The 23,224-nt window shown below is 61.2% G+C and carries 23 protein-coding genes and 1 tRNA gene; 10 read left to right on the top strand and 14 right to left on the bottom strand.

Going from position 1 to position 23,224, the window contains the following annotated elements; translation table 11 throughout:
• Nucleotides 1-68 precede the first annotated feature (68 nt).
• On the bottom strand, nucleotides 69-1,457 hold the full coding sequence (locus tag EA473_RS14040) for a DUF790 family protein (protein ID WP_124196284.1): 1,389 nt from the start codon (nucleotides 1,455-1,457) through the stop codon (nucleotides 69-71).
• A complete protein-coding gene (locus EA473_RS14035) occupies nucleotides 1,444-2,874 on the bottom strand; it encodes a DEAD/DEAH box helicase family protein (RefSeq protein ID WP_124196283.1) in 1,431 nt (476 codons plus the stop codon). The genes EA473_RS14040 and EA473_RS14035 overlap by 14 nt, the downstream gene beginning before the upstream one ends.
• A 147-nt stretch (nucleotides 2,875-3,021) precedes the next feature.
• On the opposite strand from EA473_RS14035, the gene EA473_RS22360 reads away from it, so the two are divergent.
• Nucleotides 3,022-3,158, top strand: a tRNA-Ser gene (locus EA473_RS22360).
• 30 nt (nucleotides 3,159-3,188) lie between these two features.
• On the opposite strand, the gene EA473_RS14025 is transcribed toward EA473_RS22360, so the two are convergent.
• On the bottom strand, nucleotides 3,189-3,728 hold the full coding sequence (locus EA473_RS14025; protein ID WP_207890187.1) for a hypothetical protein: 540 nt from the start codon (nucleotides 3,726-3,728) through the stop codon (nucleotides 3,189-3,191).
• Between the two features lie 307 nt (nucleotides 3,729-4,035).
• Here EA473_RS14025 and EA473_RS14020 point away from each other — a divergent pair, with 307 nt between their 5' ends.
• On the top strand, nucleotides 4,036-5,739 hold the full coding sequence (locus EA473_RS14020) for an SWIM zinc finger family protein (RefSeq protein WP_124196281.1): 1,704 nt from the start codon (nucleotides 4,036-4,038) through the stop codon (nucleotides 5,737-5,739).
• Between the two features lie 50 nt (nucleotides 5,740-5,789).
• Here EA473_RS14020 and EA473_RS14015 read toward each other — a convergent pair whose 3' ends face one another.
• Nucleotides 5,790-6,155: a hypothetical protein gene (locus tag EA473_RS14015; RefSeq protein ID WP_124196280.1), complete on the bottom strand. Its 366-nt coding sequence runs from the start codon at nucleotides 6,153-6,155 to the stop codon at nucleotides 5,790-5,792.
• On the bottom strand, nucleotides 6,152-7,156 hold the full coding sequence (locus EA473_RS14010; RefSeq protein ID WP_124196279.1) for a DUF2800 domain-containing protein: 1,005 nt from the start codon (nucleotides 7,154-7,156) through the stop codon (nucleotides 6,152-6,154). Before EA473_RS14010 ends, EA473_RS14015 begins: the two co-directional genes overlap by 4 nt.
• Nucleotides 7,157-7,338: 182 nt before the next feature.
• On the opposite strand from EA473_RS14010, the gene EA473_RS23400 reads away from it, so the two are divergent.
• Nucleotides 7,339-7,488: a DUF7837 family putative zinc-binding protein gene (locus EA473_RS23400; protein WP_449289217.1), complete on the top strand. Its 150-nt coding sequence runs from the start codon at nucleotides 7,339-7,341 to the stop codon at nucleotides 7,486-7,488.
• A gap of 157 nt (nucleotides 7,489-7,645) precedes the next feature.
• Here EA473_RS23400 and EA473_RS14005 read toward each other — a convergent pair whose 3' ends face one another.
• From EA473_RS14005 to EA473_RS14000, 3 genes are all read right to left on the bottom strand, one after another.
• Nucleotides 7,646-8,695, bottom strand: coding sequence for a tyrosine-type recombinase/integrase (locus EA473_RS14005; RefSeq protein ID WP_124196278.1), 1,050 nt, complete (start codon nucleotides 8,693-8,695; stop codon nucleotides 7,646-7,648).
• 38 nt (nucleotides 8,696-8,733) lie between these two features.
• On the bottom strand, nucleotides 8,734-8,868 hold the full coding sequence (locus EA473_RS23090; protein ID WP_279387665.1) for a hypothetical protein: 135 nt from the start codon (nucleotides 8,866-8,868) through the stop codon (nucleotides 8,734-8,736).
• A 389-nt stretch (nucleotides 8,869-9,257) separates the two neighbouring features.
• Nucleotides 9,258-10,109, bottom strand: a complete 852-nt coding sequence (locus EA473_RS14000; RefSeq protein ID WP_124196277.1) for a DUF7344 domain-containing protein — start codon at nucleotides 10,107-10,109, stop codon at nucleotides 9,258-9,260.
• A gap of 233 nt (nucleotides 10,110-10,342) precedes the next feature.
• Between EA473_RS14000 and EA473_RS13995 the strand changes: the two genes are divergently transcribed.
• The 5 genes from EA473_RS13995 to EA473_RS13975 all read left to right on the top strand — a co-directional run bounded on the left by EA473_RS13995 (nucleotide 10,343) and on the right by EA473_RS13975 (nucleotide 14,968).
• Complete coding sequence (locus EA473_RS13995) at nucleotides 10,343-11,008, top strand: MBL fold metallo-hydrolase (protein ID WP_124196276.1); 666 nt, start codon at nucleotides 10,343-10,345, stop codon at nucleotides 11,006-11,008.
• A gap of 265 nt (nucleotides 11,009-11,273) precedes the next feature.
• Nucleotides 11,274-12,215 (top strand): extracellular solute-binding protein, encoded by a 942-nt coding sequence (locus EA473_RS13990; protein WP_124196275.1) that lies wholly within the window; start codon nucleotides 11,274-11,276, stop codon nucleotides 12,213-12,215.
• Nucleotides 12,212-13,027, top strand: a complete 816-nt coding sequence (locus EA473_RS13985) for an ABC transporter permease (protein ID WP_124196274.1) — start codon at nucleotides 12,212-12,214, stop codon at nucleotides 13,025-13,027. The genes EA473_RS13990 and EA473_RS13985 overlap by 4 nt, the downstream gene beginning before the upstream one ends.
• A 128-nt stretch (nucleotides 13,028-13,155) precedes the next feature.
• Nucleotides 13,156-13,824, top strand: a complete 669-nt coding sequence (locus EA473_RS13980; RefSeq protein ID WP_124196273.1) for a helix-turn-helix domain-containing protein — start codon at nucleotides 13,156-13,158, stop codon at nucleotides 13,822-13,824.
• Between the two features lie 391 nt (nucleotides 13,825-14,215).
• Nucleotides 14,216-14,968 carry a hypothetical protein gene (locus tag EA473_RS13975; protein ID WP_124196272.1) on the top strand — a complete coding sequence of 251 codons (753 nt, stop codon included), beginning with the start codon at nucleotides 14,216-14,218 and terminating at the stop codon, nucleotides 14,966-14,968.
• A gap of 112 nt (nucleotides 14,969-15,080) precedes the next feature.
• Here EA473_RS13975 and EA473_RS13970 read toward each other — a convergent pair whose 3' ends face one another.
• From EA473_RS13970 to pyrB, 4 genes are all read right to left on the bottom strand, one after another.
• Nucleotides 15,081-16,070 carry a hypothetical protein gene (locus EA473_RS13970; protein ID WP_124196271.1) on the bottom strand — a complete coding sequence of 330 codons (990 nt, stop codon included), beginning with the start codon at nucleotides 16,068-16,070 and terminating at the stop codon, nucleotides 15,081-15,083.
• 259 nt (nucleotides 16,071-16,329) lie between these two features.
• Nucleotides 16,330-17,169 carry a hypothetical protein gene (locus tag EA473_RS13965; protein WP_124196270.1) on the bottom strand — a complete coding sequence of 280 codons (840 nt, stop codon included), beginning with the start codon at nucleotides 17,167-17,169 and terminating at the stop codon, nucleotides 16,330-16,332.
• Nucleotides 17,170-17,521: 352 nt separating this feature from the next.
• Entirely contained in the window at nucleotides 17,522-17,983 is a 462-nt protein-coding gene (gene pyrI / locus EA473_RS13960; protein ID WP_124196269.1) for an aspartate carbamoyltransferase regulatory subunit, read from the bottom strand.
• Nucleotides 17,976-18,911 (bottom strand): aspartate carbamoyltransferase, encoded by a 936-nt coding sequence (pyrB, locus tag EA473_RS13955; protein WP_124196268.1) that lies wholly within the window; start codon nucleotides 18,909-18,911, stop codon nucleotides 17,976-17,978. The genes pyrI and pyrB overlap by 8 nt, the downstream gene beginning before the upstream one ends.
• A 120-nt stretch (nucleotides 18,912-19,031) precedes the next feature.
• Here pyrB and EA473_RS13950 point away from each other — a divergent pair, with 120 nt between their 5' ends.
• Complete coding sequence (locus EA473_RS13950) at nucleotides 19,032-19,658, top strand: RAD55 family ATPase (RefSeq protein WP_124196267.1); 627 nt, start codon at nucleotides 19,032-19,034, stop codon at nucleotides 19,656-19,658.
• Nucleotides 19,659-19,991: 333 nt separating this feature from the next.
• Here EA473_RS13950 and EA473_RS13945 read toward each other — a convergent pair whose 3' ends face one another.
• Together EA473_RS13945 and EA473_RS13940 are read right to left on the bottom strand one after the other, a co-directional pair.
• On the bottom strand, nucleotides 19,992-21,080 hold the full coding sequence (locus tag EA473_RS13945; RefSeq protein WP_124196266.1) for a glutamate--cysteine ligase: 1,089 nt from the start codon (nucleotides 21,078-21,080) through the stop codon (nucleotides 19,992-19,994).
• A 120-nt stretch (nucleotides 21,081-21,200) separates the two neighbouring features.
• Nucleotides 21,201-22,814 carry a GTPBP1 family GTP-binding protein gene (locus tag EA473_RS13940; RefSeq protein WP_124196265.1) on the bottom strand — a complete coding sequence of 538 codons (1,614 nt, stop codon included), beginning with the start codon at nucleotides 22,812-22,814 and terminating at the stop codon, nucleotides 21,201-21,203.
• Nucleotides 22,815-22,983: 169 nt separating this feature from the next.
• Here EA473_RS13940 and EA473_RS22355 point away from each other — a divergent pair, with 169 nt between their 5' ends.
• Complete coding sequence (locus tag EA473_RS22355) at nucleotides 22,984-23,160, top strand: hypothetical protein (RefSeq protein ID WP_165875295.1); 177 nt, start codon at nucleotides 22,984-22,986, stop codon at nucleotides 23,158-23,160.
• Nucleotides 23,161-23,224: the final 64 nt, after the last annotated feature.

Here is a 23,224-nt window from a genome sequence, read left to right as displayed (position 1 = left end):
GCCGGTAGACAGAGCGTGCGAGGATATTTATGACACGCCCTTATACGTAGGGCACTATCCCACCGACGTCATAGTTCGTCCGAATCTAACTCATGTGCGGGTGTTTGTTCCTCTTGGTTGTTCACTGATGTTGCATATTCCTCCGCTAGTTCCACGATGTCGTAGACGTGCATTCCGGTCTTGAACCACAGCACACGATCTACAGCCTTGCCGAAGTCCTCTTCGGCACAGTCCAACCGCTCGGAGACGGCCACGATCAGGTTATCGACCTCCGCCGTTCGAATCTTATCCAGCTTCTCCTCCAGATACTCCGGCGTCCAAAATCCCACGACTTCGAGCACCGCGCGCCGGCCATCCGGATATTCGAGCGCAAAGTCGGGAATCATCACCTCCTCACCGAGGTCGACGACATCGTCTTCGTGATGCAACTCCCAGTCTGTGGTGGCTCGCTCCCACTTCTGTGCGAGCGTCCGCTCGACGTCGCTGTCGAAGTCGTCTCTGGCCGAGTAGTGCGACTCGAGCGGTTCCGACGCATCCAACGTGAAGAGACGCGTCTCCGCGATTCCCTCATCCTCGATGATGTTGGCCTCCATCTCCCAGCGATCGCACAGTGGCAATGCAGGGAGAAAGTTCGCCATCCGAATGCCGTACTTGCGCGACTGCGAAAACAGCGACGCCGGGCCGTCCAGCACCGCCTCGTAGCCGTCAGCTTGATCCGTGCTGGTCACTCGGTTCCGTTCGTCGTCGATCGGATAGATCCGGTGCATCAACCCGAACAACTTCACGTAGCTGAAGACCGTCGAGAAGTGATCCCACACGCGAATTCGCATCTTTGAGGCGTCGTACAGCACCGCCTGTGCCAACGTGAGGTTGTAACGGTCGAGCAACCAGTCCACCGTGAGGTCGTCCTCGCGATACCGCTCACTACTCTGGCCGGTGAGTTGTGTCGTGGTCGACCCATCGTTCTCGTCTGCTTGGTCGCCGTCGATCACTCGGTCGCCGAACCGAACGAGCCGCTTGTTGCGTTCCAAGTCCGCATACATCCCCGTGTAACACTCCTCGAGGGTGATTCCCAACTCGTCGGCGACCGCGCTATAGACCTCGAGTCGCATCGTATCGTCTCCGAGCGTCGGCTGGCGAACTATAGGGTACCGCTCGTTGGCCCGCTCGAACAACCGTCGGCGAATCTCTCGCGGTTCCACCGGTGCCACCGTCTCAAACTCGCACTCGTCGCGAAGGAGCTTCGCCAATCCCTGAATGATCTTGTAATCCGTGTCCGCGACGGTCAACTCATCGATCGCATCCTCGAGGTCGCCCTTCGGTTCGCCGAGATGCTCATCGAAGAGGTCAATGAGCTGGCGGGCGGTCTCGCGGTAGCGTTCATCGTCGGGATCGATGAACAGCGGGCGCACCTCGCCGTCGGTCGTCCGCGAGCGGGCGAGGTCAGCCGTCAGCATCGCCGTTCACCACCCCCTGTCGGCGTCGCTGGGAGACGTAGTTCTCCTTGGTGTCAGCGGCGATGATCTCGTAGAGACGCGCCGGTTGCCGTTCATCGGTCGGTCGGAGGATCCGACCCAATCGCTGGGCGTACTGCCGCTTCGAGGCACTTCCCGAGAGGATGATCCCGACGTTCGCCGCGGGCACATCGATCCCCTCGTCTAACACCTGTGAGGTGGCGAGCATCGAATACTCGCCGGCGCGAAACCGCTCCAGTATCTCGGTGCGCTCGTCGGTCGGCGTCTGATGGGTGATGCAGGGGACGATGAATTCTTGAGAGATGTCGTAGGCGAAGTTGTTGTTGGCGGTAAAGACGATGACGCGGTCGTCGTAATGCCGCTTGATCAGGTTGTCCAGCGTGTCGAGCTTCTTCTCGGCGGTTCGAGCGATCTCCTCGGCACGCTGCTTGGCGATGAGTGCGCGACGGCCCTGCGGATCGTAGGAGGTGCGCTTCAGGAACTCTTGGTACCCCTCTTCCTTCCAGATGTTGAACTCGTGGCTGTCGACGTAATCGCGGTAGATCTGGTACTCCTCGTCGTATCGCTCGCGCTCCTCGGTCGTGAGATCAACCGAAAGCTGAATCGTTTCGTATTCGCTGAGGTACTCGCCGGCGAGATCGTCTACTTCCTCCTCGTAGACTACCGGCCCGAGCAGTTCTTCCAATTCGTCGTGTTTTCCGTCGGCTCGCTCGTAGGTGGCCGTCAATCCGAGCCGATACGGCGCGATCGTCATCTCCGGGATCTGCTTGTATGTCGGTGCGGGCAAGTGATGCACCTCATCCACCATGAGCAGACCAAACCGGTCGCCGTACTCGTTGATGTAGCGGTAGGCGCTGTCGTAGGTGGTGACGGTTACCTCCGTCACGTCGTGGGAGCCGCCGCCGAGGACGCCCACCCCGTCGGGGAGTTGATCGCCGAACGCGTTGGTCAGCGTGGCGTGCCACTGGTTCATCAGATCGATCGTCGGGACGACGACCAGCGTTGCGACGCGGGCGTCGGCGATCGCTTGGAGGCCGAGAAACGTCTTCCCACTCCCGGTAGGGAGGACGACGCTTCCTCGCCGCCCGTGTTCGCACCACGCGTCCAGCGCAGCCTGCTGATAGTCTCGGGACTCGATTTGGACAGTCGGGTTAAGGGCGAGTTGTGGGTACCTGCGAGCAGCATCCTCGAGAGCCATCGTCTGGCCCACTGCCTGTTGGAGCCCTAGTTGCCCGTCTCCGCTCTCGTCAGCATCCCACTCGCCAGCCCAATCGAGGATCGTTCGGTAGTGATAGGCTTGCGCACGATATTCGTCGACGCGGTCGTCCCACTCGGCGTGGGGCACCTCGTTCGGTGCATCGCGGAGCAAGAGCGTTCCATCGTCGAATTCGAGTTTCATCCCGGTCGCAGCTTATGAGCGATTTGCGACCCAGCACGGTTAGCTGTGTTGCTATCCTAATGACTTGGAGGGTTACCGCACTAAACGATGGTTGTCGCCATTCACCATCCGAAAGCTGTTATCAATAGCGACAAACATCTCATCCGAGAGTGTGTAGTTCAGCCCGGAAGAACGCCCGGTTCGAGATCGGGACGCCGGGGACGTGAGTCCGCGCGGCACGTCCCGAGCCGTAGGCAGCGCCCCGATCATCCGGAAGGCCCGAGGTTCGAATCCTCGCGCACCCACTCGTTGTCGCTTCGTGTCGGTTTCCTTCCTCACGTGAGATTGGTTCTGGAGCGAAGTTCGTCGATCAGCAATTGGACGATCTCTCGTCGCTGGTCATCAGGAACCTTCCGGCCATGCACCGCGGCGAACTTGTCCTCCCAGTGGTCGATCCACGAGTCGAATGCCTCGTCGAACGCGTCTGCTTGATCGTCTGCCGTTTTGACCTGCTCGATCTGCTCTTCGATCGCGTGCTTTCGCCCAAGTGCGTCCAATTCCGCCTCGATCACCAAGTGCGGGTCGAAGTCGAACGTGGCTTCGCATTCGGTGACACGCCACGTCTCGTCGTCGAGATCCAACCGGTAGTCGGTCATCACGTGGAACCGGGCTGGCGATCGATGTCGTCCGCGGATTCGGCTATCCGAGAGGTACATCGTCGGATGTCGTTCGATCCGGAACGAGAGGAACTCCCCTTCATCAATTCGAAAGTGCGTGCCGCGATGCCGGATCTTCTCGAGTGTCACTCCGTCGTCGGGCAACTCGATGTCGCGATCGGTCAGGATGGCAAGCACCCGCTTCTTGGCCGTGGTCATGAGCGATCGAGGTCGACGACTACATTTCTGTACGCGTTCTTCCCACATTGCCCTTCCTCTAGAGACCGCAGTCGCTTTCTCCGTTGGAAGTCGTCGGTTTTCGAGACGAGGAGCGGTCTCTCAACCGTTCGTTAGCCGCCCGCTCGATTGGTCGGCTCATCACGTAGCCCTGTCACTGGTGGGAGCGAAAGATCTCAAAGATCGTGTCCCGATCCGCCTCGGGTAGTTGAGTGATTCGCCCGGCATCGGTACGCGTTCGTAGATCGGACACGTTCATCACCGTCCGGGCGTGAAAACGTGGTAACAAATGTCCCTGACGCTCTCGACGGAACAGATCCGTGGTCTCTGCACGAGTGAGGTGTTCGATCGCGCCGTCAATTACCGCGAGGACGACCATATTGTGCGTATCGATCGCTTCGGCGACACCGTGACAGCCGCCGTGCAGGGCTCACAACCCGAGCCGTACGACGTCGAAATCGAGCCGGAGGGCAGCGGCTCTGATGCCATCACCGCCACCTGCACCTGTCCCTACGACTGGGGCGGCTACTGTAAGCACATCATCGCCATCCTACTGGAACTTTCCGAGGGCGACATTGACCTCGAAGACGAACGAACGATCGTCGAAGACCTGCTCGCCGACGCTCATTCCGAGGAACTTCGGGAATTCCTGCTCAACGAGTGCGAGCGCGATGCCGACCTGCGCCGGCGTCTGCTCACACGCTTCGAGGAACAGGACACGCAGAGTTTCTACGACTACAAGAAGGAGATGAGCCAACAATACCGCGGCCCGTACACCTACCAATACGAGGGCCCCGACTTCTCGGAGTTTCACGACCTCGCTGAGACGCACCGGAAGCAGGGCAACCCACTGGAGGCGGCCACCATCTACCGGGCGATGACCGAGGTGCGGATCGAGAACATGGACATGGTGCAGGATTACTACGCCGACGACTTCGAAGCGGAACTCGATGCCTTCGTCGAGTGCATCCACGAGGCCGATCTGTCTCGCGAGGAAAAACGCGAGTACATAGAATATCTCTTCGAGCGGTGGGCGAGCGACGACGCCGGCGTCGAGACGTTCTCCGGCCAGTACGAAGAGGCGCTGTGGGAACTCTGCGCTGATGAAACTGAACTGGCGTACTGGCGCGAATTGCTCGAAGCGGAACTTCCCGACGAGATTCCGGAACGAGGTGGAATCGACGACGAGACCGGCCTGCTCGAAACGACCGGCCACTACCGAGCGAAGTGGCTTATCGAGACGTACGCAGATCTCCTCGACACACTCGACGATACCGACGCGCTCCGCGAGATCTACGAGCGGTACTACCTTGACAACCGATCGTTCTGCCTGCGGTACGCTCGGCTGCTCGCCGAGGAGGGTGACGAGGAGCGGGCGATCGAAATCGCTGAGGAAGGACTCGATGCGTTCTCACAAATCGCGGACATCCGGCGGTTCTTGGCTGACGTGTACGCCGATCGTAGTCCCGAGCGGCACAAAACCCAGCTTCGGGAACTGTTCCTCCAGACCGGAAACTGGGAGTACTACGAAGAGTTGCGGTCGAAGTGTGCCGACAACGAATGGGAGGCGCTCGTTGCCGATTTCGAAGCCGATTTCGAGGAGTCAAACGTGCATCAGCTGACCCAGCTCTACATCCGCGAGAAGCACATCGAGGAGGCCTTCGAGACGGTCATCGAGACCGCTCGCGGTGATGTCGACGACGCTCTTCGCCGACAGATGCGCGACAACGGCCTCGCGATCTTGAGCGAGTATCGGGACGACGTAGCTGAGTACGACCCGGAGACCTACTACGAGGTGTACGAGGGACTCCTCGAACCGTTCCTTGCGGACACGACGGGGCGGAAGCACTACCAGACGGTGATCGACTACCTCAAAGAGATGCGCGAGTTGGGATTCGAGGAGGAGTTCGAAGAGTTTGTCGAACGGTTGAAGGAGAAACACTCGAACCGTCCCGCCTTCCTCGATGAGATGAAATCCCTTGAGAACGCCTAATCGGAACGGGCGATTCTCTCTTTCTGTCAATATCCGCTTCTCGCCGGGAATCAGGATGACGGGAGTGTGCGCTCCGTGAAGGTCTCGTAAGCTTCGGAGATCGTTTCGACGATCTCAGCTTTGTTTTCGCCTTCACCGAGGCCATCCCGGAAGTCCATCAGTTCGTCGAGAACGTCTTCGAAGGCGGCTGGATCGTCGGCTCTTGTGACGAGCGTCCAACCATCCGCATCCGTGTACGCAAGCGCGGCGACGATGGTTTCCGTGAAGACGAGCACGTTGCGAATCTCGTCAAGCGAGCCATGCGCACCCATCAGACTGTCCGGTGTGGCAGGGATCACCAACAAGTCATCACGCTCCTTGGACAGACGAAGTGTCTCGCCTGCTGACAGCGGCCGATCGGGGAGTCCGCTGATCATTCTACCCCCGATTGGGTGTGGAACTTCCGACCGGTCTTGAACTCGGTCAATTCCTCGATCCGGTCTTCCAGTTCCTCAATCTCCGCGCGCAGCTCGTCCGCTTCGGGATCGTCGCTGACGGCCAGTCGATCCTTCATCCCTTGTAGCCGAGTTTCCTTGACCTCCTCGTCAACCTCCGCCTTACGGACGTACTCGCGCTCTTCAAGTTCGTAGACGGCCGACTCCGTGAGGTCGGTCACTTCGAGAGCATCGTCGACTTTGTCCGCGTCGACACCGAGGACGCGTTCCCGGTCGATACCGGCTTCTTCCAAGGCCGCAAGTACTTCGTCTTCGTCTTTGAGATTGCGTCGACGTCGGGACGTTCGTTGCACCGAGCCGAACTGACCGTGGACGGGTTGGTCGTGATGAAGCCGGTCGAGGAGCGCGTCGCTCACTGCCTGTCTGAGGTCGTTCGCGTTTCGCTGCATGTCCGACAACAGCGTGTAGAGGTTGATTAGGGAAGAGGTCTCAAGCTCCTCGAGGTCGGTGACATCGTGGCGTTCGAGTGCGTCGATCAAGAGCAATGCGTCGCCGTAGACCTCCACGTCTGGTTCCGTTCGTTCTTCGGCTTCGTCGCCCGCCGGGGCGACTCCCGGAGCCCCTTCGATGATCTGTGTGCCGGTCGGCGACTCCGTCTCGCGAATCACGCCGGCATCTGCATCAACTTCGAAGCGAGGATGGAGACTCAACACCGCCGGATAGGGATCGGCGTCAGTTGGCAGTCGGGAGAGGTCGAACCCGTCGGCGGCTTCGGTGATGCGACGATAGAGCGTCTCGAACTGGTCACGCTGGAGCGGACGCGTCTCGTCCACGTCGCGATCAAGGTACTCGACGACGATGCGGTGCTCTTGTACGTCTCCAATTCGGAATCGATGCTGCGAGAGCGGCGTGAGTAGCGTCGCCTCCTCGGGAAGATCGTCGCATTCCTCGAGGAGTGTGTGCCAACTGACGCTGAACGTCATACACCCAAATCGTGGCTCTACCTGCTAAAACGTAGCGCCAGTACGGAGAACACTCGAAGTGTTCACTTTCACTTCGGTGACCTCATCTATAAGGATCGTACCATCGATTCGTTAACATAGAGGCGAACCAAGACCCCCTCCCCGAGGTCGTCACACGCTTGGGTTCCCTTCGATGATCACCGATGAGTGCTAACCGATCTACACTCGGAACGTGCCCGCGGTGCGGAGCTTCGATTCCGAGTCCTCAATTACTAATCGAGTACGGAACGGATGAGGGTACCGGGATCTTCGCCGAATGTCCTGCCTGTCGAGAAGTCGTCGCTCCTGATTAGACGTCGGCCCAATTAGCGTCTTGGATTGAGCCAGTGATCACCACGATTATTACCAAAGCCCCGATAAACGGGTACATAGCTACTGCTACGGGTGTCAAAATGGATAAGAAATGAATGACAGTCCGAGGTCTTTTAACCAGACTGCCACTCGCTCGCATCACTCAATTTTCTCGTCGTCCTCGTCGTTTTCGTCGTCGAATGGCAAGTAATCACGACGCTGTCGCATCCGTTCTTCGTCGGAGCGTGCGTCGTAGTGCTTATCCAGAACGTCGGGACTCACGTCCATCCGATCGGAGACGAGGTGCTTGGGCATCTTCTCCCGGAGATGCCACGTGATGCTCCCGCGGCGCAACGCGTGGGGGTACACCGAAGAGGGGCACTGCGACGCGAGGCTCACCTTGAGAGCAGCGTCGCACTCTTGGATTTTCCTATCGTGGGGGCAATCGTTCGTGTACACGCAAGGGCGCGTGACGGAGTAGACGATTTGGCGAAGGTTCGTTTGAACCCGACGTCCGTGCTGGCTGGTCAGTAGCGGCTTCCGTCCGTAGTCGTCGGTAACCTCGTCGCGAACACTACCGATGTAGTCCCGGATGACGGTCGCGGTGGTTTGCGAGATATTGACCAGTCGCTGGCCGTCTTCGCCATTTTTCAACGGTGTGTCTTCGTCCGGCCTGTGAACGACCTCGACGTAGTTTTGATCGAGATTGACGTCCCCGACGTCGAGCGCCCGAACCTCGCCGAGTCGGAAGCCGGCGTGCCAAAGCAGATCGAGTAGGCAGTGGCGAACGCTCGCGTACTCGTACGTATCGAGGTAGTTGAGAATCGCTTGGGCTCGATCTCGCTCCAGCGTTTCGCTACGAACGTTCTCGGGCGACGGTGACTGCACTTTTTCGCTCAGACCCTGTGGAACGGCGTCAATGGAAGCACACCACCGCGTGAAGACGCGGATGGTGTCCATTACGCTCCGGATCGTCTCCTTCGAATAGTCGCCTCCGTCGTCCTTCGAATCGAATTCCTCGATTTTGAAGCGGTGGATATCCCGTCCGGTGAGATCGTTGAGGTTCGTGATGTCCTCGTCGATGCACCATCGAATCAGCCGTCGGAGGCGTCGACGGTGCGCCCTTCGCGTGGATTTGGCGATGTCTCTATCCTTGAGATACATTGCAACTGCTTCACTGGGTGCGATCGGTTCAAGATCGTCCGTCATTGTGCATCCGCCGCGGTGGCGGATTCCCCGGTTTCTCGCTAGACGACCGGATGTGCCATGCGCACCGGGATTGTGGGTGTCCACCCATCGACGGTCGAATCGAGTGTGCAACTCGTTTCGGCTGTCAACGTCTCTATCGTCGCGACGCGGATGTCCGGTAGCCCACGTTCCATCGCGATCCTCGACTCTTCCACGTTTTGATCCACCTTTTTCCTTCGCCGAAGGCGATGAATCGCCTGACGGCGAAGGAGTGAAAAGGTGGGCGTGGATAAATCGCGCCCGGCCCGCTTTTGCTCCGAGCAATTACGCGAGGAGCAATCCGGCCAGAGCGATTTGACGTAGACGAGTCGCAGCCCGTGAGCGAGCGAAGCGAGTGAACTGGAACGTCTTGGCGTAGTTCACAATCGCGTCCGACCCACTTCTACAGGCGGAGTAGGTCGAGCGCCTCGGGGTCGTACGGAAATCGTAGATTTCCGTGATGACGAGACGCCGAAGGCGTCTCGAACCACTTGACCTCGAGGCGGTTCACTTTCACAAGGCTATCGTGCTACCCGAAAGCCGATCACGGCTCGAACGGGAGTTCGTCCAGAAAGTCTTCGCTCTGGTAATCGAGGTGGTCGAGTCGCGGTCCGAGTAACTGGCGTACGAGAACGACCAGGGGATTCGTCTCGCCCTCGCCGATAACTGCCATTTCGGTCGTCTCCCCGCCGACGTCGGTTTCTTTCAGAACGGCCAACATTATCTTCTCGCGATCGGCGAAGACGAGTCGGCCCACTTTCGGATACTGTGAGGGGGCGTTCAACCAGTCCAGTTGTGGCTCCCAGATAGTGACTCCGGGCAGTCGGTCACGAGCACGTTCGCGAACGTCGCGATCTCTCGAGCCGAGCGAGACGTCGACGTCTCGCTCGAGTGACGTTTCGATACGTCGATGGCACTCGTCCTCGAGCAACTCCTCGGAGACGGACATCAGAAACAGTTCGGTCTCGGCCTCGTCGATGAGGTGTCGCCCGTACTCGATCACCTCCTCTCGACCGTCGATCACGCCGATTGCGTCCCCGGTGACGTCGGTTCCTGAACTGAAACAGGAGAGTAGCTCGTCGATCATATCGATCTCCATCAACTCGACGTCGACCGCGGGATAGCTCTCGTAGGAAACCGTCTTCTCCGATCGGTCGTACTCCACCAGATCCGCCTCGTCTAGCTTCGGTAGATTGTTGTGATGAAGGGAGATGTGGACGGTCTCGCGATCCGGATTCTCGTCGGACCAACCGAGCGTATCGGACTCTAGCCGGACGAGCCGTTCGACCAGCTCCGAAACCGAGAGCGATCGGGCAGCGTCGTTGAGAACTGTCAGTATCGCTCGATTCCGCGGCTCGGCGATCAGCCGAAGAACCCGCTTCTCGGGGGGGTCCATGTGAGCAATATTCACACACGTACACTTAATTATCCGCCCTGAAACTCATTCCAACGAAAGTAGAGCGAGTGGTATCACTGTTTCACGAACGGAACTGAAGGATGTGTGATATTTTCTGGACGTCTTGCACTCACGGTCACGAACGGGTGGTCGGAACGATCGGTGTGTCCCTCGAGCGGATCGAGCGCCCCCTCGAGTTATAAGGCCGATTGCCTCGTAGGCTCGGAGTGACCATGACAGTCGAGTACGAGACCCTTCGGTTCGAACGCCCGGGACACGCGACCGTCCGAATCGAAACCGATAGCGGAACCGTCGTGTACGTCGATCCGTGGAGCGAGGTACTCGAGGGCGAACCCAAAGACGGCGACGTCGTCTTCGTCACGCACGACGACTTCGATCACTACGATCCCGACGGCGTCGCGGCGGTCGCGTCCGCCGGGGCAACCGTCGCCGTGTACGAGGCGGTCGATACGAGCGACCTCGAGTTCGACGTCGTCGATCTCCCCTACGAGGGATCGGTCGAGGTCGACGGGATCGACGTCCGGACGATCCCTGCCTACAACGATCCCGACGGCTCGCACGTCGACGACGAGGGGCAACCGTTTCACGCGGAGGGTGAGGTGATCGGACTCGTTTTCACCCTCGAGGGAACGGACGTGTTCGTCCCGTCGGACACGGACGTTCTCGCCCATCACGAGGACCTCTCGGCGGACGTGTTCGTCCCGCCGATCGGCGGCCACTACACGATGGATCGCGACGAGGCTGCTTCGTTCGCACGAAGCGTCGATCCGGAGGTGGTGTTACCGATCCACTACGATACGTTCGAAGCGATCGAAACCGATTCCGAGGCGTTCGCGTCCGATCTCGAGGAACGCGGTATCCGCGTCGAACTGTTCTAGCGTCGATCGATCCTGTGTTCCACCGGTATCGGTTCCTTTCTCGCATATTGGAGAAGCCGAGCGCCCCATACGTCTCGTCGCCGACCGTGACCACGCGACCGTGACCACGATACTGCGGCCCGGAAACCCCAACGACCGCGACACTGCGGTCCTGAAACCTCGAGTTCGAGCGGAACCGGTCGAGGGACGAAATCTTAATAGGTTACATCAACTCGAAATTGAAATCGAAAGTAGTTATATTACGCCGGCGTTCGAAGGTCGCGATATGAGCGATGAGGACCGGTTTCCCACCCGCGGTAGCCGGCGGTCGTTTCTCGCGGCGAGCGCCACGGTTTCGGGGGGTCTGGTGGGGGTGGCCGGCTGTCTCGCAACCGCTGGCCGGGTCCGGGTGCTCGCAGCGACGAGTCTCACGGTCGCCCTCGAGGAACGGCTCGGTCCGGCGTTCGAGTCGGCGACCGGTATCCGGTTCGACGGGGAGTACCACGGAACGAACGCGATCCTTCGGATGATCGAGGAAGGACGCGCCCACCCGGACGTGATAGTTGGCGTCGACGTCTCGCTCCTTCGTGACCGGCTCTATCCGGATTTCGTCGACTGGGACGTCGAGTTCGCGACTAACGAGATGGTGATCGCCTACGCTGCTGACACCGAACTCGGGGCGCGCCTCGAGAGCGACGAACCCTGGTACGACGTCCTGGCGGACGCGGAAGAAGGGGCGATCGGAATCAGCGATCCGGATCGAAGCCCGGTCGGGTATCGAGCGCTTCAACTGTTCGAGTTGGCCGAGCGGGAACACGACCTCGAGGGCTTTTACGACGCCACGGTCGAGCGCGTTCAGGTCGACGCCGGGGAAGGACAGGTACTCGGCGGCGTGGACGCCGGCACTCGATCCTGTGCAGTCGTCTATCGAAACATGGCCGCCGACCGCGATCTTCCCGTTCGGGAGCTCCCGGACGCTTACAACTTCGGCGATCCCGACACCGAATACGCGCGAGCGTCGTATACGACGACCGAAGGACGAACGATCGCGGGTTCGCCGATCGTCTACAACGCGTCGGTTCGAAACGGTGCGGACGGCGAGGACGGGGGCGAACGGTTCGTTTCGCATCTCCTCGAGAATCCGGACGGCCTCGAGAAATCCGGTCTGCGGACGCCGACGCCACTGCCCCGCGGCCACGGCGACGTTCCAGGGAGGGTCCTTCCGTGAGTCGATCGACGAAGGCACTCGGCAGCGGCCTCCGATCGATCCAGAGCGGATTCCTGGTGCCGGTGCTTCTGGGGGCGGTGTTGCTCGCGTACTTCGTCGTCCCGTTCGTCCTGTTTCTCGTCGAGGTCGGTTCGGTCGGCGTCGTCGACGAACTGACCGCACCCGCGACGCGGGCCGCAATCGCGACGTCGGTGCTCACCGCTCCCGTCTCAACCGCGATCGCAACCGCCTTCGGCCTCCCGCTCGCGTACGTGCTCTCGAGGACCGATTTCCGGGGGAAACGCCTCGTTGAGGCGGCGGTCCTGATCCCGCTGGTGTTACCCCCCGTCGTCAGCGGCGCGGTGTTGTTGACTCTCGTCGGCCGCTTTACCCCGGTCGGGTCGGCTGCGGCGGCGGTCGGCGTTCCGCTCACCGACAGTTACGCCGGCGTCGTCCTGGCACAGACGTTCGTCGCCGCGCCGTTTCTGGTCATTACGGCACGTGCGGGCTTCGATAGCGTCGATCGTCGACTCGAGGAGGCCGCCCGAACCCTGGGGTACACGCCGCTAGAGACGGTACGCCGGGTGACACTGCCGGTCGCCCGTAACGCCATCGCCGCCGGAATCGTCCTCACGTTCGTGCGAGCGATCGGCGAGTTCGGTGCGACGATGATGGTCGCGTACAATCCGCGAACGATACCGACCCGTATCTGGATCTCGTTCGTCTCGCGTGGCCTCGAGTCGGTCGTTCCGCTCACGCTCGCGCTCGTCGCGGTGACCGTCGTCGTCGTCGCCGTCGTGCAACTCCTCGTCTGGCGTCCGACGAATCACTGAGCAACACATTCCTTTCGACGAGAATAGACAGAACCAAGAGTTCAACCCGACGGACAGTCTCTATTGCCCCTTCTAATCTCTTTGGAAGTGGGGTTATTGCAGTCGTGGCTGTATTCGTTGACGAGATCATGACATCGATCGCTGACATCGAAATCCCGGCAGACGGTACCGGACTGGGCGACATGTTCGAGGCGATTCCCTCGCTGACGTGTGAGATGGAACGCGTCATCGCCTCGAGTGGGCACGGGCTGTGGCTGTCGGGGGCTCCACAGTCAGAGATCGAGGACGCGCTGACGGATACGTCCGCGATCGAATCGTACTCGTGTATCACCGCCGAGGAGGGTCGGTTCCTGTACGACATCGAGTTCGAACCGGAAACCGTCGATCCCTTCGAGGTCGTTCTCGAGGAAGGCGGCACCGTGTTGAGCGCGTCCGCCTCGAGCGGAACGTGGCTGTTGAGCGTCCGAGTGATCGACCGCGAAAGCGTAAGCTCGTTGTACGATCGACTCGCCGATAACGGTGTCTCGCCGACGATCGTTCGGTTGTTCGGTCTGGCGGAGGAAAGCCGCACGCAGTGTGGACTCACCTCCCGTCAGTACGAGACGCTGGTCGCCGCGATCGATCACGGTTACTTCGAAATCCCGCGCGAGGTCTCGATGCAGGAGCTCTCGGACGAACTCGACATCTCCCACCAGGCACTATCCGAGCGGCTTCGCCGGGCGTATCGCGCGCTCGTCACGTCGGAACTCAACGTGACCGAAGAGGAGGCGACCGCACCGCCGGTCCCGTCTGATTGATACCGCTCGCGTCGGTTTCATACGGATTACTGTACCGATTCCCGACGCACCGCCGCCCGGCCGGTGGGTGCGCCGACATTGATTTACAGTAAACCGTGTCAGGTCGTCGACGGACGATGTCTGGGCGACGTCCAGACCAGTTTTCGGCCGCCAGTACCGATCGAACAGCAAATTTTCCGGTCTGAACGCGGGTAACTGTGTTCGAGATCGGTTCTCGTGGCGAACGGACCGTCTTCGATTGCGGACGTCCTTTTCCTGGATCGAATTCTCTCCATTTCCCGAACACTCCGGAGATTCGTATCTGCCGAACGAACGCCCCTCGGTCGACGAGTGGCCGCAAGCCTGCGCAAGCACCACCATCTTGGTCGTCTTCGTTGTCAGTGTTATCGCAATGTCCCCACAGTTTACGGATGACGACATCGGAAAGACCGTTATCAACGCAGCGGGTGAGGAAGTCGGTATCGTCGCAGATGTCGAACACGGCACCGCTCACGTCGAACCCGACCCCGGGATAACCGATACGATCAAAGCGAAGCTGGGATGGGGTGGAACCGACGACGACGCGTATCCACTTCAGGATGAATCGGTCGCGACGGTGACCTCCGACGAAGTGCGTCTCGAGAGCGAACTCACCGGCCCGGGAGGTGGTGCTGGCTCAGCAGGCGGATCGACGGGAACCGAAGCCGGGAGGACAGCGGGTACTGACACCACTCGCGACACCGATACCGGTATGGGAGATGATGATGGGCTGATGGGCGACGATGACGACGACCTCATCGGCGATGACGACGATGGGCTGATGGGCGACGATGACGACGATCTCATCGGTGACGACGACGAGGGGTTGGTGGGCGACGATGACGACGATCTCATCGGCGACGAGGGGTTGGTGGGCGACGATGACGACGACCTCATCGGCGACGACGACGATCACGATATGATCGGCGGCGACGACCCTGGGAGAGCCCGTGATCGGGATCGTAATACCGGCGTCAGCGACGATGACGACCTCATCGGCGATGACGACGAGGGGCTGATGGACGACGACGAGGGGCTAATGGACGACGACGATGACGACCTCATCGGTGACGACGACGAGGGGCTGATGGACGACGACGATGATGACGACGACCTGATCGACTGACGGCGACGGTCGGGGGGTCTGCTGTACAATCCTCACCGTATTCTGCAAAAAGTAAACACGGCCACGAATGACTCCGTAGTACGGGAATCCCCGGTGTTCGCCCGGGGAGACGTCACTGTTGCTCGTGGTCGTCGTCTTCGTCGCTTCGTCGTTCCGGTTGACCGGACCGTTCAGCGGACGACTCCTCGCGGTCGTGGCTCGGCTCGGCCCGCTCAGTTCGTTGTGGCGCCGGCGGATTCTGGACCGGGCGTCGGTCCTGTTCCGGCGTTCGGCGTTGTCGCGGTTCCGGGGGCTGCCGGTCTTGCCGTCCCGACTGCGGGGCCCGGCCGCTTTGCCCTCGAGGGGCCGACCGGCGCTCTCTCTCCCCGCTCGAGTCGCCGGCGTACTCCTGTTGTGAAACCCACTCGCCGGTCTGGGGATACTGTTCGCCTGACCGCTGTGGAGAGCGTTCCGTCGACTGTCGTGGCGGCTGTTCGCTCGACTGTCCCACGGGTCGTTCGGTCGGTGCTCGAGCCTGCTGTTCGACCGGCTCTCGAGGGTGTTGTGTCGGCTCACTCGACCGGCGGCCCTCTCTCCGCTGGCCCGACTGCGGTATCGGCGTCTCGCCTCGAGCGGGCGTCTGTTCCGAACCGGACTGCTGGGGCGTCCTCCGTTCGTCCATCCGCCGGCGCTGTCGCGTCGTCTCACGTTCACCGGACGCTCGTTGGTGCGGGCGTTGCTCTCGCCGTTGCGTGTCCGGTGTTGACTGGTGTGTTTTCGCGTGCTGGCCGGATCGACCGGTCATCCGTTGTTCGGGTTGGTCTGCCGCCTGCATTCCCTGCTCGACGGCGCGTTTCATCTCGGGAACGATCGCCTCCATCCCCTGCAGGTAGCTCTCGAGCATCGACTGAGTAAACTGCTGTCCTGGAACGGTCCCCATCATAGACCGCGTCATCTCCATGCTCTGCTTCTGGGCAGTATCCTGCCACTTCAACGCGCTCAGTGTCATCTCGGCCATATTCCGCTGTACGTTCAACATCTGTTCCATCGCTTCCTGTCCCTGCCACATCGTCGCCTGATGCGGCCGGTCGGTCGAATCCGCGTTTGAGTGTTGCTCTGTCATGGGTAGGTTCGAGATTTCGAGTTCGGCCTCCCGCCATCGATTACAAGTCGACGTAAGACGTCCGCCGGTACGGTCTGCCGCCGTGACGGTCCGGAACCGAGACCGCAATAAAGACCGCAGTCGGTTCCGCCTGGAAGCACTGTCCCAACCGATCGAAACGGTTCGATCGGTCGAAATTCGATTCGACGAGGTGTCTCTCCCGGGAAACTGAAACGTGGTAATTTCGCGATGAAACGACTGCCGACTGAATAAGGGACGATTACGATCCGGAACTCGGGTCGCCGTGTGAGACACCGTCGCGTTCGTCGGCCCGTTTTCGACGCAACGCGGCCCGGGCAGTGGACGCATCGTACCCGAAGAAGACGTCGTCCCCGTAGGCATCGGCCACCTCGAGGGCGTGAATCAGATTGTCGATATCGACATCGACCGCGTACAGTTCGATACTGAACGGCGTGTCGAGTGCGCTCTCGAACCCGCTGGCGATCGTCTCGAGCCAGTAGGTCGTCTCGTAGGCCGTATCGTACAGCGGAACGACGAACTCGTCGACGTGTTCGGAGAGTGCGTCGAGGTCGATACCGGCCCGCTCGTAGAGGTGGCCCGGATACGGGTCGGGATACAATGTCAGGTACACCTGACCGGGGATCCGCGCCGTCGCGTCCGCGACAAACTCGGTGATGACGCTTGCTCGCCACGCGAAGCGATCCTCGTACTCGCTTTCCTCGAATCCCTGCTCACAGAAGCCACAGCGACAGTATTCGGCTCGAGGGAAACCCACGTCGTCGAGTCTGACGTCGCCGTTCGCGCTGACGCAGTCGTCGATCACGTCGAGCAGTCCCTCGCGGTAGTCCCGTCGGGTCGGACAGACGTAGTCCCAGTCGAAGTACGTCCGGTCGCGCGTCGCGGGTCGTCCCATCTCGTCGACGGGAACGAGCGACGGATCGGCGTCCGACGCGGCGTTGTCCCCGAAACAGGAGACCATGTTCACCGCGTCCGCGACCGGTTCGGCGGACCGACCGGTAACGTCTTTCACCTCGTAGAATCCGGTGTCGAACTCCGGCCAGCGGAGTTCGTCCTCGTTTCGGGTGACGACGCCGTACATACTTCCGGATACGACGCCGCCGCCCTAAGGCGTTCGGTTGTGACTCGATGCTACTGGGTCGGTTCGTACTCGATCTCCTCGACGTCCGAGGTCAGGCTCATAGCGACCTTCACGAGGACTGCGATAACGACCAGGGCGACCAGTATTTTCACAATACGGGACATATACGATCTCACTATTGAGGGGTTACCACTTAGATATTCTGGATATCGTTCTAGAAACGAGGAGCGGTCGACCGCTGTCGATCCGACGAAAGCGTCCCTCGAGATGTCATACGGTTTACTGTACGTCGATGCCGGCCCAGCCGCGACCGGGCGGCGGGTGCGCCGGTACACAGGGACAGTAATCCGTATCAGGTGTCGATCATCGACGCGATCGATTCTCGAACGATCGTCCCGCAGTACGAACAGCGCACGCCGTCCTCGAGCACCTCGAATCGCGAGGTCACGGGCTCTCCCTCGGTCGTGATGCACCCGGGGTTGGGACAGGAGAGGACGGCTTCGACGACGTCGGGGCGCTCGACGCGGTGCTTTTCGACGACCTCGTACTCGCGAACGATGTTGATCGTTGCGTCGGGAGCGATCAACGAGAGGACGTCGACTTCGTCCTGGCTGAGTTCCCGGCCTTCGACTTTGACGATGTCTTTGCGTGCCAGTCGATCCGAGGGGACGTTCATTCCGACCGAGAGCTCCTCACCCTCGCTTCCGTCGATTCCGAGGATCGCGAGGACGTTGAGCGCCTGTCCGCCGTTGACGTGATCGATGACCGTTCCGTTTCGAATCTTGCTGACTCGCAGTTGGTGGTCCTCACTCATCGGCCCCACCTCCGTTCGCCGAGAGGAATAAATCGAGCAACGCCATCCTCACCGGAACTCCGTTGTGAGCCTGCTCGAAGTACGCCGCGTACTCCGTGTCGTCGATCTCCGGTGCGATTTCGTCGACGCGTGGAAGCGGATGCATCACCGTCAAATCGTCACTCGCCCGCTCGAGCGTCTCGAGGTCGATCTGGTACTCGCCGGCGACCTTCTGGTACTCGCTTTCGTCCGGGAACCGCTCGCGCTGGATGCGAGTGACGTAAAGGACGTCGAGCGACGGCAGGACGTCCTCGAGGGACTCGTGCTCGCGGACACCCGATCCGTTGCCCGCCTGGTGGAGATCGTAGACGACTTCCCGCGGTAACTGCAGGCTCTCGGGACTGATGAAGTGTTGACGCGCGTCGAAGTTCGTCAGCGCGTACGCCAGCGAGTGAACGGTCCGTCCGTACTTCAGATCTCCCATGATCCCGATCGTCAGATCGTCCAGCCCGGCGTTTTTCCTGATCGTATAGAGATCGAGCAGCGTCTGGGTCGGATGGTGGCCCGCGCCGTCGCCCGCGTTCAAGAGCGGGACGTCGACGAACTCACTCGCCATCGTCGCCGATCCCTGTTTCGGGTGACGGAGCACGAGTGCGTCGGCGTACCCCTCGATGACGCGGACGGTGTCCGCGAGCGTCTCGCCTTTCGTGACGCTCGAGGATTCGACCGCTCCCATGTCGACGACGTCGCCACCGAGGCGTTTCATCGCCGTCTCGAAGCTCATCTTCGTCCGGGTGCTCGGCTCGAAAAAGAGGAGTCCGAGGAGCGTTCCCGCGTGGCGGTCCGCGACCGCGACAGGGTCGGCGTCGATCTCGGCTGCCCGGTCGAGAACCGTTTCGACGTCCGATCGTGAGAGTTGTTTGCTCGTGATGAGGTGATCGTGACGCATTCGTTCGTGTACGCTCTTGCGTCCCTCTTCAATCCCTCGTTCGACACTACTGGCGTTCCTTTTGAAAGGGAGTCAAAGGCAAAGAATTATGCGGTCGGTGACGCAAGTGAGCACAATCGAATGGAGGAGCGGCTCGAGACCGGGATCGACGTACTGGATCGGAAACTGGGTGGGGGGTTACCGCCGGGCTGTGTCGTCGCCTACGACGCCAGCCCGGCCAGCCAGTCCGAGTTGCTACTGTACGAACTCACCGCTGCACGCGGCACGCTGTATCTCTCGACCGAACGCTCCGATGGGGCGATTACCACCGCTATCGAAAGCTCTCCGTCCTCCGTCGGAAATCCGACGGTGAGACGAATTACCGGCGAGGAACCGCTCGAGGAAGCGAGACAGTTCGTCGACGCGCTTCCCGACGGCGCGAATCTCATCGTCGACACGATGAACGTCCTCGAGCGGACCGACACCGACGACTACGTTTCGTTTCTCAACGGGTTGAAAGACCGAATGCTGGAGACGAGCAGTATCGCGGTACTCCACTGCCTCAAAGAGCCGTCTCAACCGGCAAACCGTACCCGTACGCATCACGCAGCAGACGCGGTGTTCGACCTTCGGACCACGGTGGCCGGGACCGAACTCGAGAACCACCTCACGATACCGAAGCTCCGTCACGGCAACCAGCCGACGGAGACGATCAAACTCGAACTCACCGAGGAGGTCGCGATCGACACGAGCCGAGATATCGCCTGATACGGATTACTGTAACTGTTTACCGGAGCGACTGCGGTACGGCGACCGGTCGCTCCGGATCTCCGATCACCCGGTACCGAGTCATCGCAGACCGTATACTACGGATCGTGGCCGCTGGTCCCCGAGGCGATCTCGATCGTCCGAGGGAACGTCGTTCGTCGCGTCGCCCTCGTCGAGACCGGAACCGATGGTATCGACAGCCGATCGACACCAACATAGTTTGGCATCACCGATATCACCCTCCCAGTGCTACGAAGAAATACGGCAGGGCGCCACATCATCACCTGCGCCATACACGCACGGACCCCTGCCGACGTACCCCTTTCCCCCTCGTCACTCGACCTGGAGCGACAGCGATTCGCAAAGCGAGTCCGGCCCCTCTTCCTCGAGCAGTCGTCGCTGGCGACGTGCGCCGCTCTCTCGCTCGTAGACGCGTCTGATCCCGTCGACGCCCAACCGCTCGCACTCGCGGTCGACGAGTTCGCCAAGCTCGATCGTCCCCTCGAGATTGCGGGAAATAAACGAGGCGTCGTGGCCGTGGCGGATCGCGCGCCACTTGTTCTCGTCTAACAGTTCGCGCCGGTGTTCTCTGGCCATCCCCTCCGCGCCGTCGTCGTACTCCTCGCTCAGGGCCTCGACCAGCGCGTGGGCGTACTCGACGAACGCGAGGACGATGTCGGGGTCGGCCTGCCCGTCCGGCGTTCGGAGTTCGACGGTCCCGTGGGCCGTATGCGGGCGGACGTCGTACCAGAGTTCGCCGCGGTCCTCGATCGATTCGGTCTCGAGCATCCGGCGTTCGAACCGGTCGAACGCGTCGAAATCCTCGAAGTAGGTCGGCATTCCGGTGTTCGGAAGGGCCTCGAATATCTTGGCGCGTGCGGACTGCAACCCGGTGTCGAACCCGTTCCAGAACGGCGAGTTCGCGGACAGAGCGAGGATGATCGGGACGTACCAGCGCAGTTCGTTGGCGATCCAGACGGCCTTGTCCGCGTCGTCGACCCCGACGTGGACGTGGACGCCCGCGGTCGTGTTCCGGTGTTGTGGGTACTGGATTCGATCGAGTTGCGATCGGTACCGGGGCTTTTCGGCGTGCTCGAGTTCCCGCCACTTCGCGAGCGGGTGGAGTCCGGCGGCGGCAATTCGATAGCCGTGGGCACGTGCGTGGTCGCGCAGTGCTCGACGGATCTCGAGAAGCGAGTCGCGAGCGTCGGCAGGCGATTCGATTAGCGGGGTCTGGGTTTCGATGACGAACTTGAACAGTTCGTGATCGAGCCGCTCCTCGAGGATCCTCGGTGGGTCGTGTTCGTAGACGAGTTCGTCGGTTCCGCTCGTGGGACGACCCCGCTCGTCGACGACGAAACACTCCTCTTCGATCCCCAGCGTGCCCATACGCGTAAACGATTCCGGCGACCCGCGTTCCATCGTCTCCGGCTTTCGGCTGCGACAGTAAATACCGTTTGGAGTCGGAAACGCGAACGTCGACGCTCGTCGATCGGGACACGGTGGTCCGAACGGGCGTGAGGATAGTCCGGTCGAGCGACGTCAGTCGGCCGGGTGAACGTCGGTTACGGTTCCGACGCCCTTGCTCCGGCCCTCGCGGAAGACGAACTTCTGTCCTTCCTCGACGAGGTACGGGCGGAACTTGAAGCGGACGGTCGTTTCGCCCGTATCTCCTGGCAGGAGCCGGCCGTCGTCGGGATAGAAGGCGGCGGCCTCTCCGATCGTCTCGAGGTGGACGACGGGTTCGTAGCCGTCGCCGATCCTGGTCGGGTGGTTGAGCACCATGACTTCGGCCTCGAACTCCCGGACGGGGTTGGGGTCGGCGTCGCGGGGGAGGAGCGTCATCCCCCGTTCGATAGCGCTCTCTTTGATTCCCTTGAGGGCGATCCCGACGATCCTGCCGGCCCGGGCCCTGTCGACGCGGTGGTAGTGCATCTCGATCGATCGGACCTCGACTTCCTGGAACCGGCCGTCCGACATCGGACCGATCAGGAGTTCGTCGCCGGCCTCGACCTCGCCGGACATGACGGTTCCCGACGCAACCGCGCCGACACCGGTGACCGAGTAACTTCGATCGACGTACATCCGAAACTCGCCGGCATCCTGGGAGGTCTTCGGAAGCCGATCGAACAGTTCGTCGAGCGTCTCGAGCCCGTCCATCGTGATCGCGCTCGTCTCGACGATCGGAACGACCCGCTCGTTTATTTCCTCGACGGCGGCGTCGACGCCGTGGCGAGCCACTCGCAGCGGAGATTTGTCCACTTCCCGGAGGAGTCGTTCGACCTCGCGTTCGACCTCTTCGACCCGGTCGTCGTCGACGGCGTCGGTTTTCGTGATCGCGACGATGGTCGGCAGATCCGTCGCGAGCAAGACGCCGAGGTGTTCGCGCGTCGTGCGCGTCGGCCCGTCGTCGGCGGCGACCACGAGCAGTCCGTAGTCGAGTTTCTGCCCGACGAGCCCGCGGATCGTGGTCCGGAGCCACGGCTCGTGACCGACGGTGTCGACGAACGAGACCAGCCGATCCGCGTTTTCGACGACCTCCGCGCGGTCGCCTTTCCGGTTCGGATTTCGAACCCTGACGGGGCCCTCGTCGTCGAAGCCGTAGACGGCGTAGGAGAGGTCGGCCGAGAGCCCTCGTTCGACTTCGTGGGGCTGGACGTCGAGGAAGGCGCGCGTGGCACCATCGCCGTCGTCCGCTTTTCCGGTGACGAGCGAGCCGACCAGGGTACTCTTTCCGTGGTCGACGTGACCCGCAGTTCCGACCACGACGTGTTCGTCGTCGGTCTCGAGGACGCCACCCTCGCGAATCGTGGCCACGCCGACGAGCCCCTCGTTCCGGTCGGCTCCGACGCCCCACGTCTGTACGTCGTCGATGTGGGCATCGGCCTCCTCGGCGAGCAACGAGAGGACGTCCATCGTCTCGGAGAACGTGTTCGGATCGACGCCAGCGAGTCCGCCGTCGTCCGTGACGCCGACGACGTACGTCGCCTCGCCATCGCCGGAAAGAATGCGGTGTCGGAGCTGTGCGGCCAGACTCTCTCGGCGTCCACCCTCGAGGTGGACGTCGCGTGACAACCGTTCTTTGAATTCGACGCTGCCACCGTCCTGTTCGCCACGGTCCAGGGCTCGCTCGAGGAGAGCCCGGTCACGGCTCATACGAACCGGTAGCGACCCCCACGACAAAAGCCTTCTCGTCACCTGCTGACAATGGACATACTCCGGGTGTGCGTTATGGGCGGATTTCCTCGGCGTATCACGATTTCGGTCGCTACGTCCGTCCCGACGCCGGGCCCGGTTTCAAGAGACTCGAGCGCGTAAGGGCAGTATGAGCGTCAGCGGACTCTGTCAGATCTGTGAGAGTCGGCCGGCCCAGGAACGGTGTGACAACTGCGGGACGCTCGCGTGCGAGCAACACTACGAACGAGGGAAGGGGCTGTGTGCCGACTGTGCCGCTCGCGCGGACCCCGGTCGGCAAGACGACGTCGACATCCATCGGTTCTGATACGGTTTACTGGCAGTCGTTGACGGCGCACCCGCGACCCGGGCGGTGAGTGCGCCGGTACACA

Origin of the sequence: Natrarchaeobius chitinivorans (assembly GCF_003841505.1) — an archaeon.
In the GTDB taxonomy this organism is placed as follows: Archaea; Halobacteriota; Halobacteria; order Halobacteriales; family Natrialbaceae; genus Natrarchaeobius; species Natrarchaeobius chitinivorans.
Note: the sequence above shows the minus strand (reverse complement) of the source record. Positions and strands in the feature narration are given on the sequence as shown.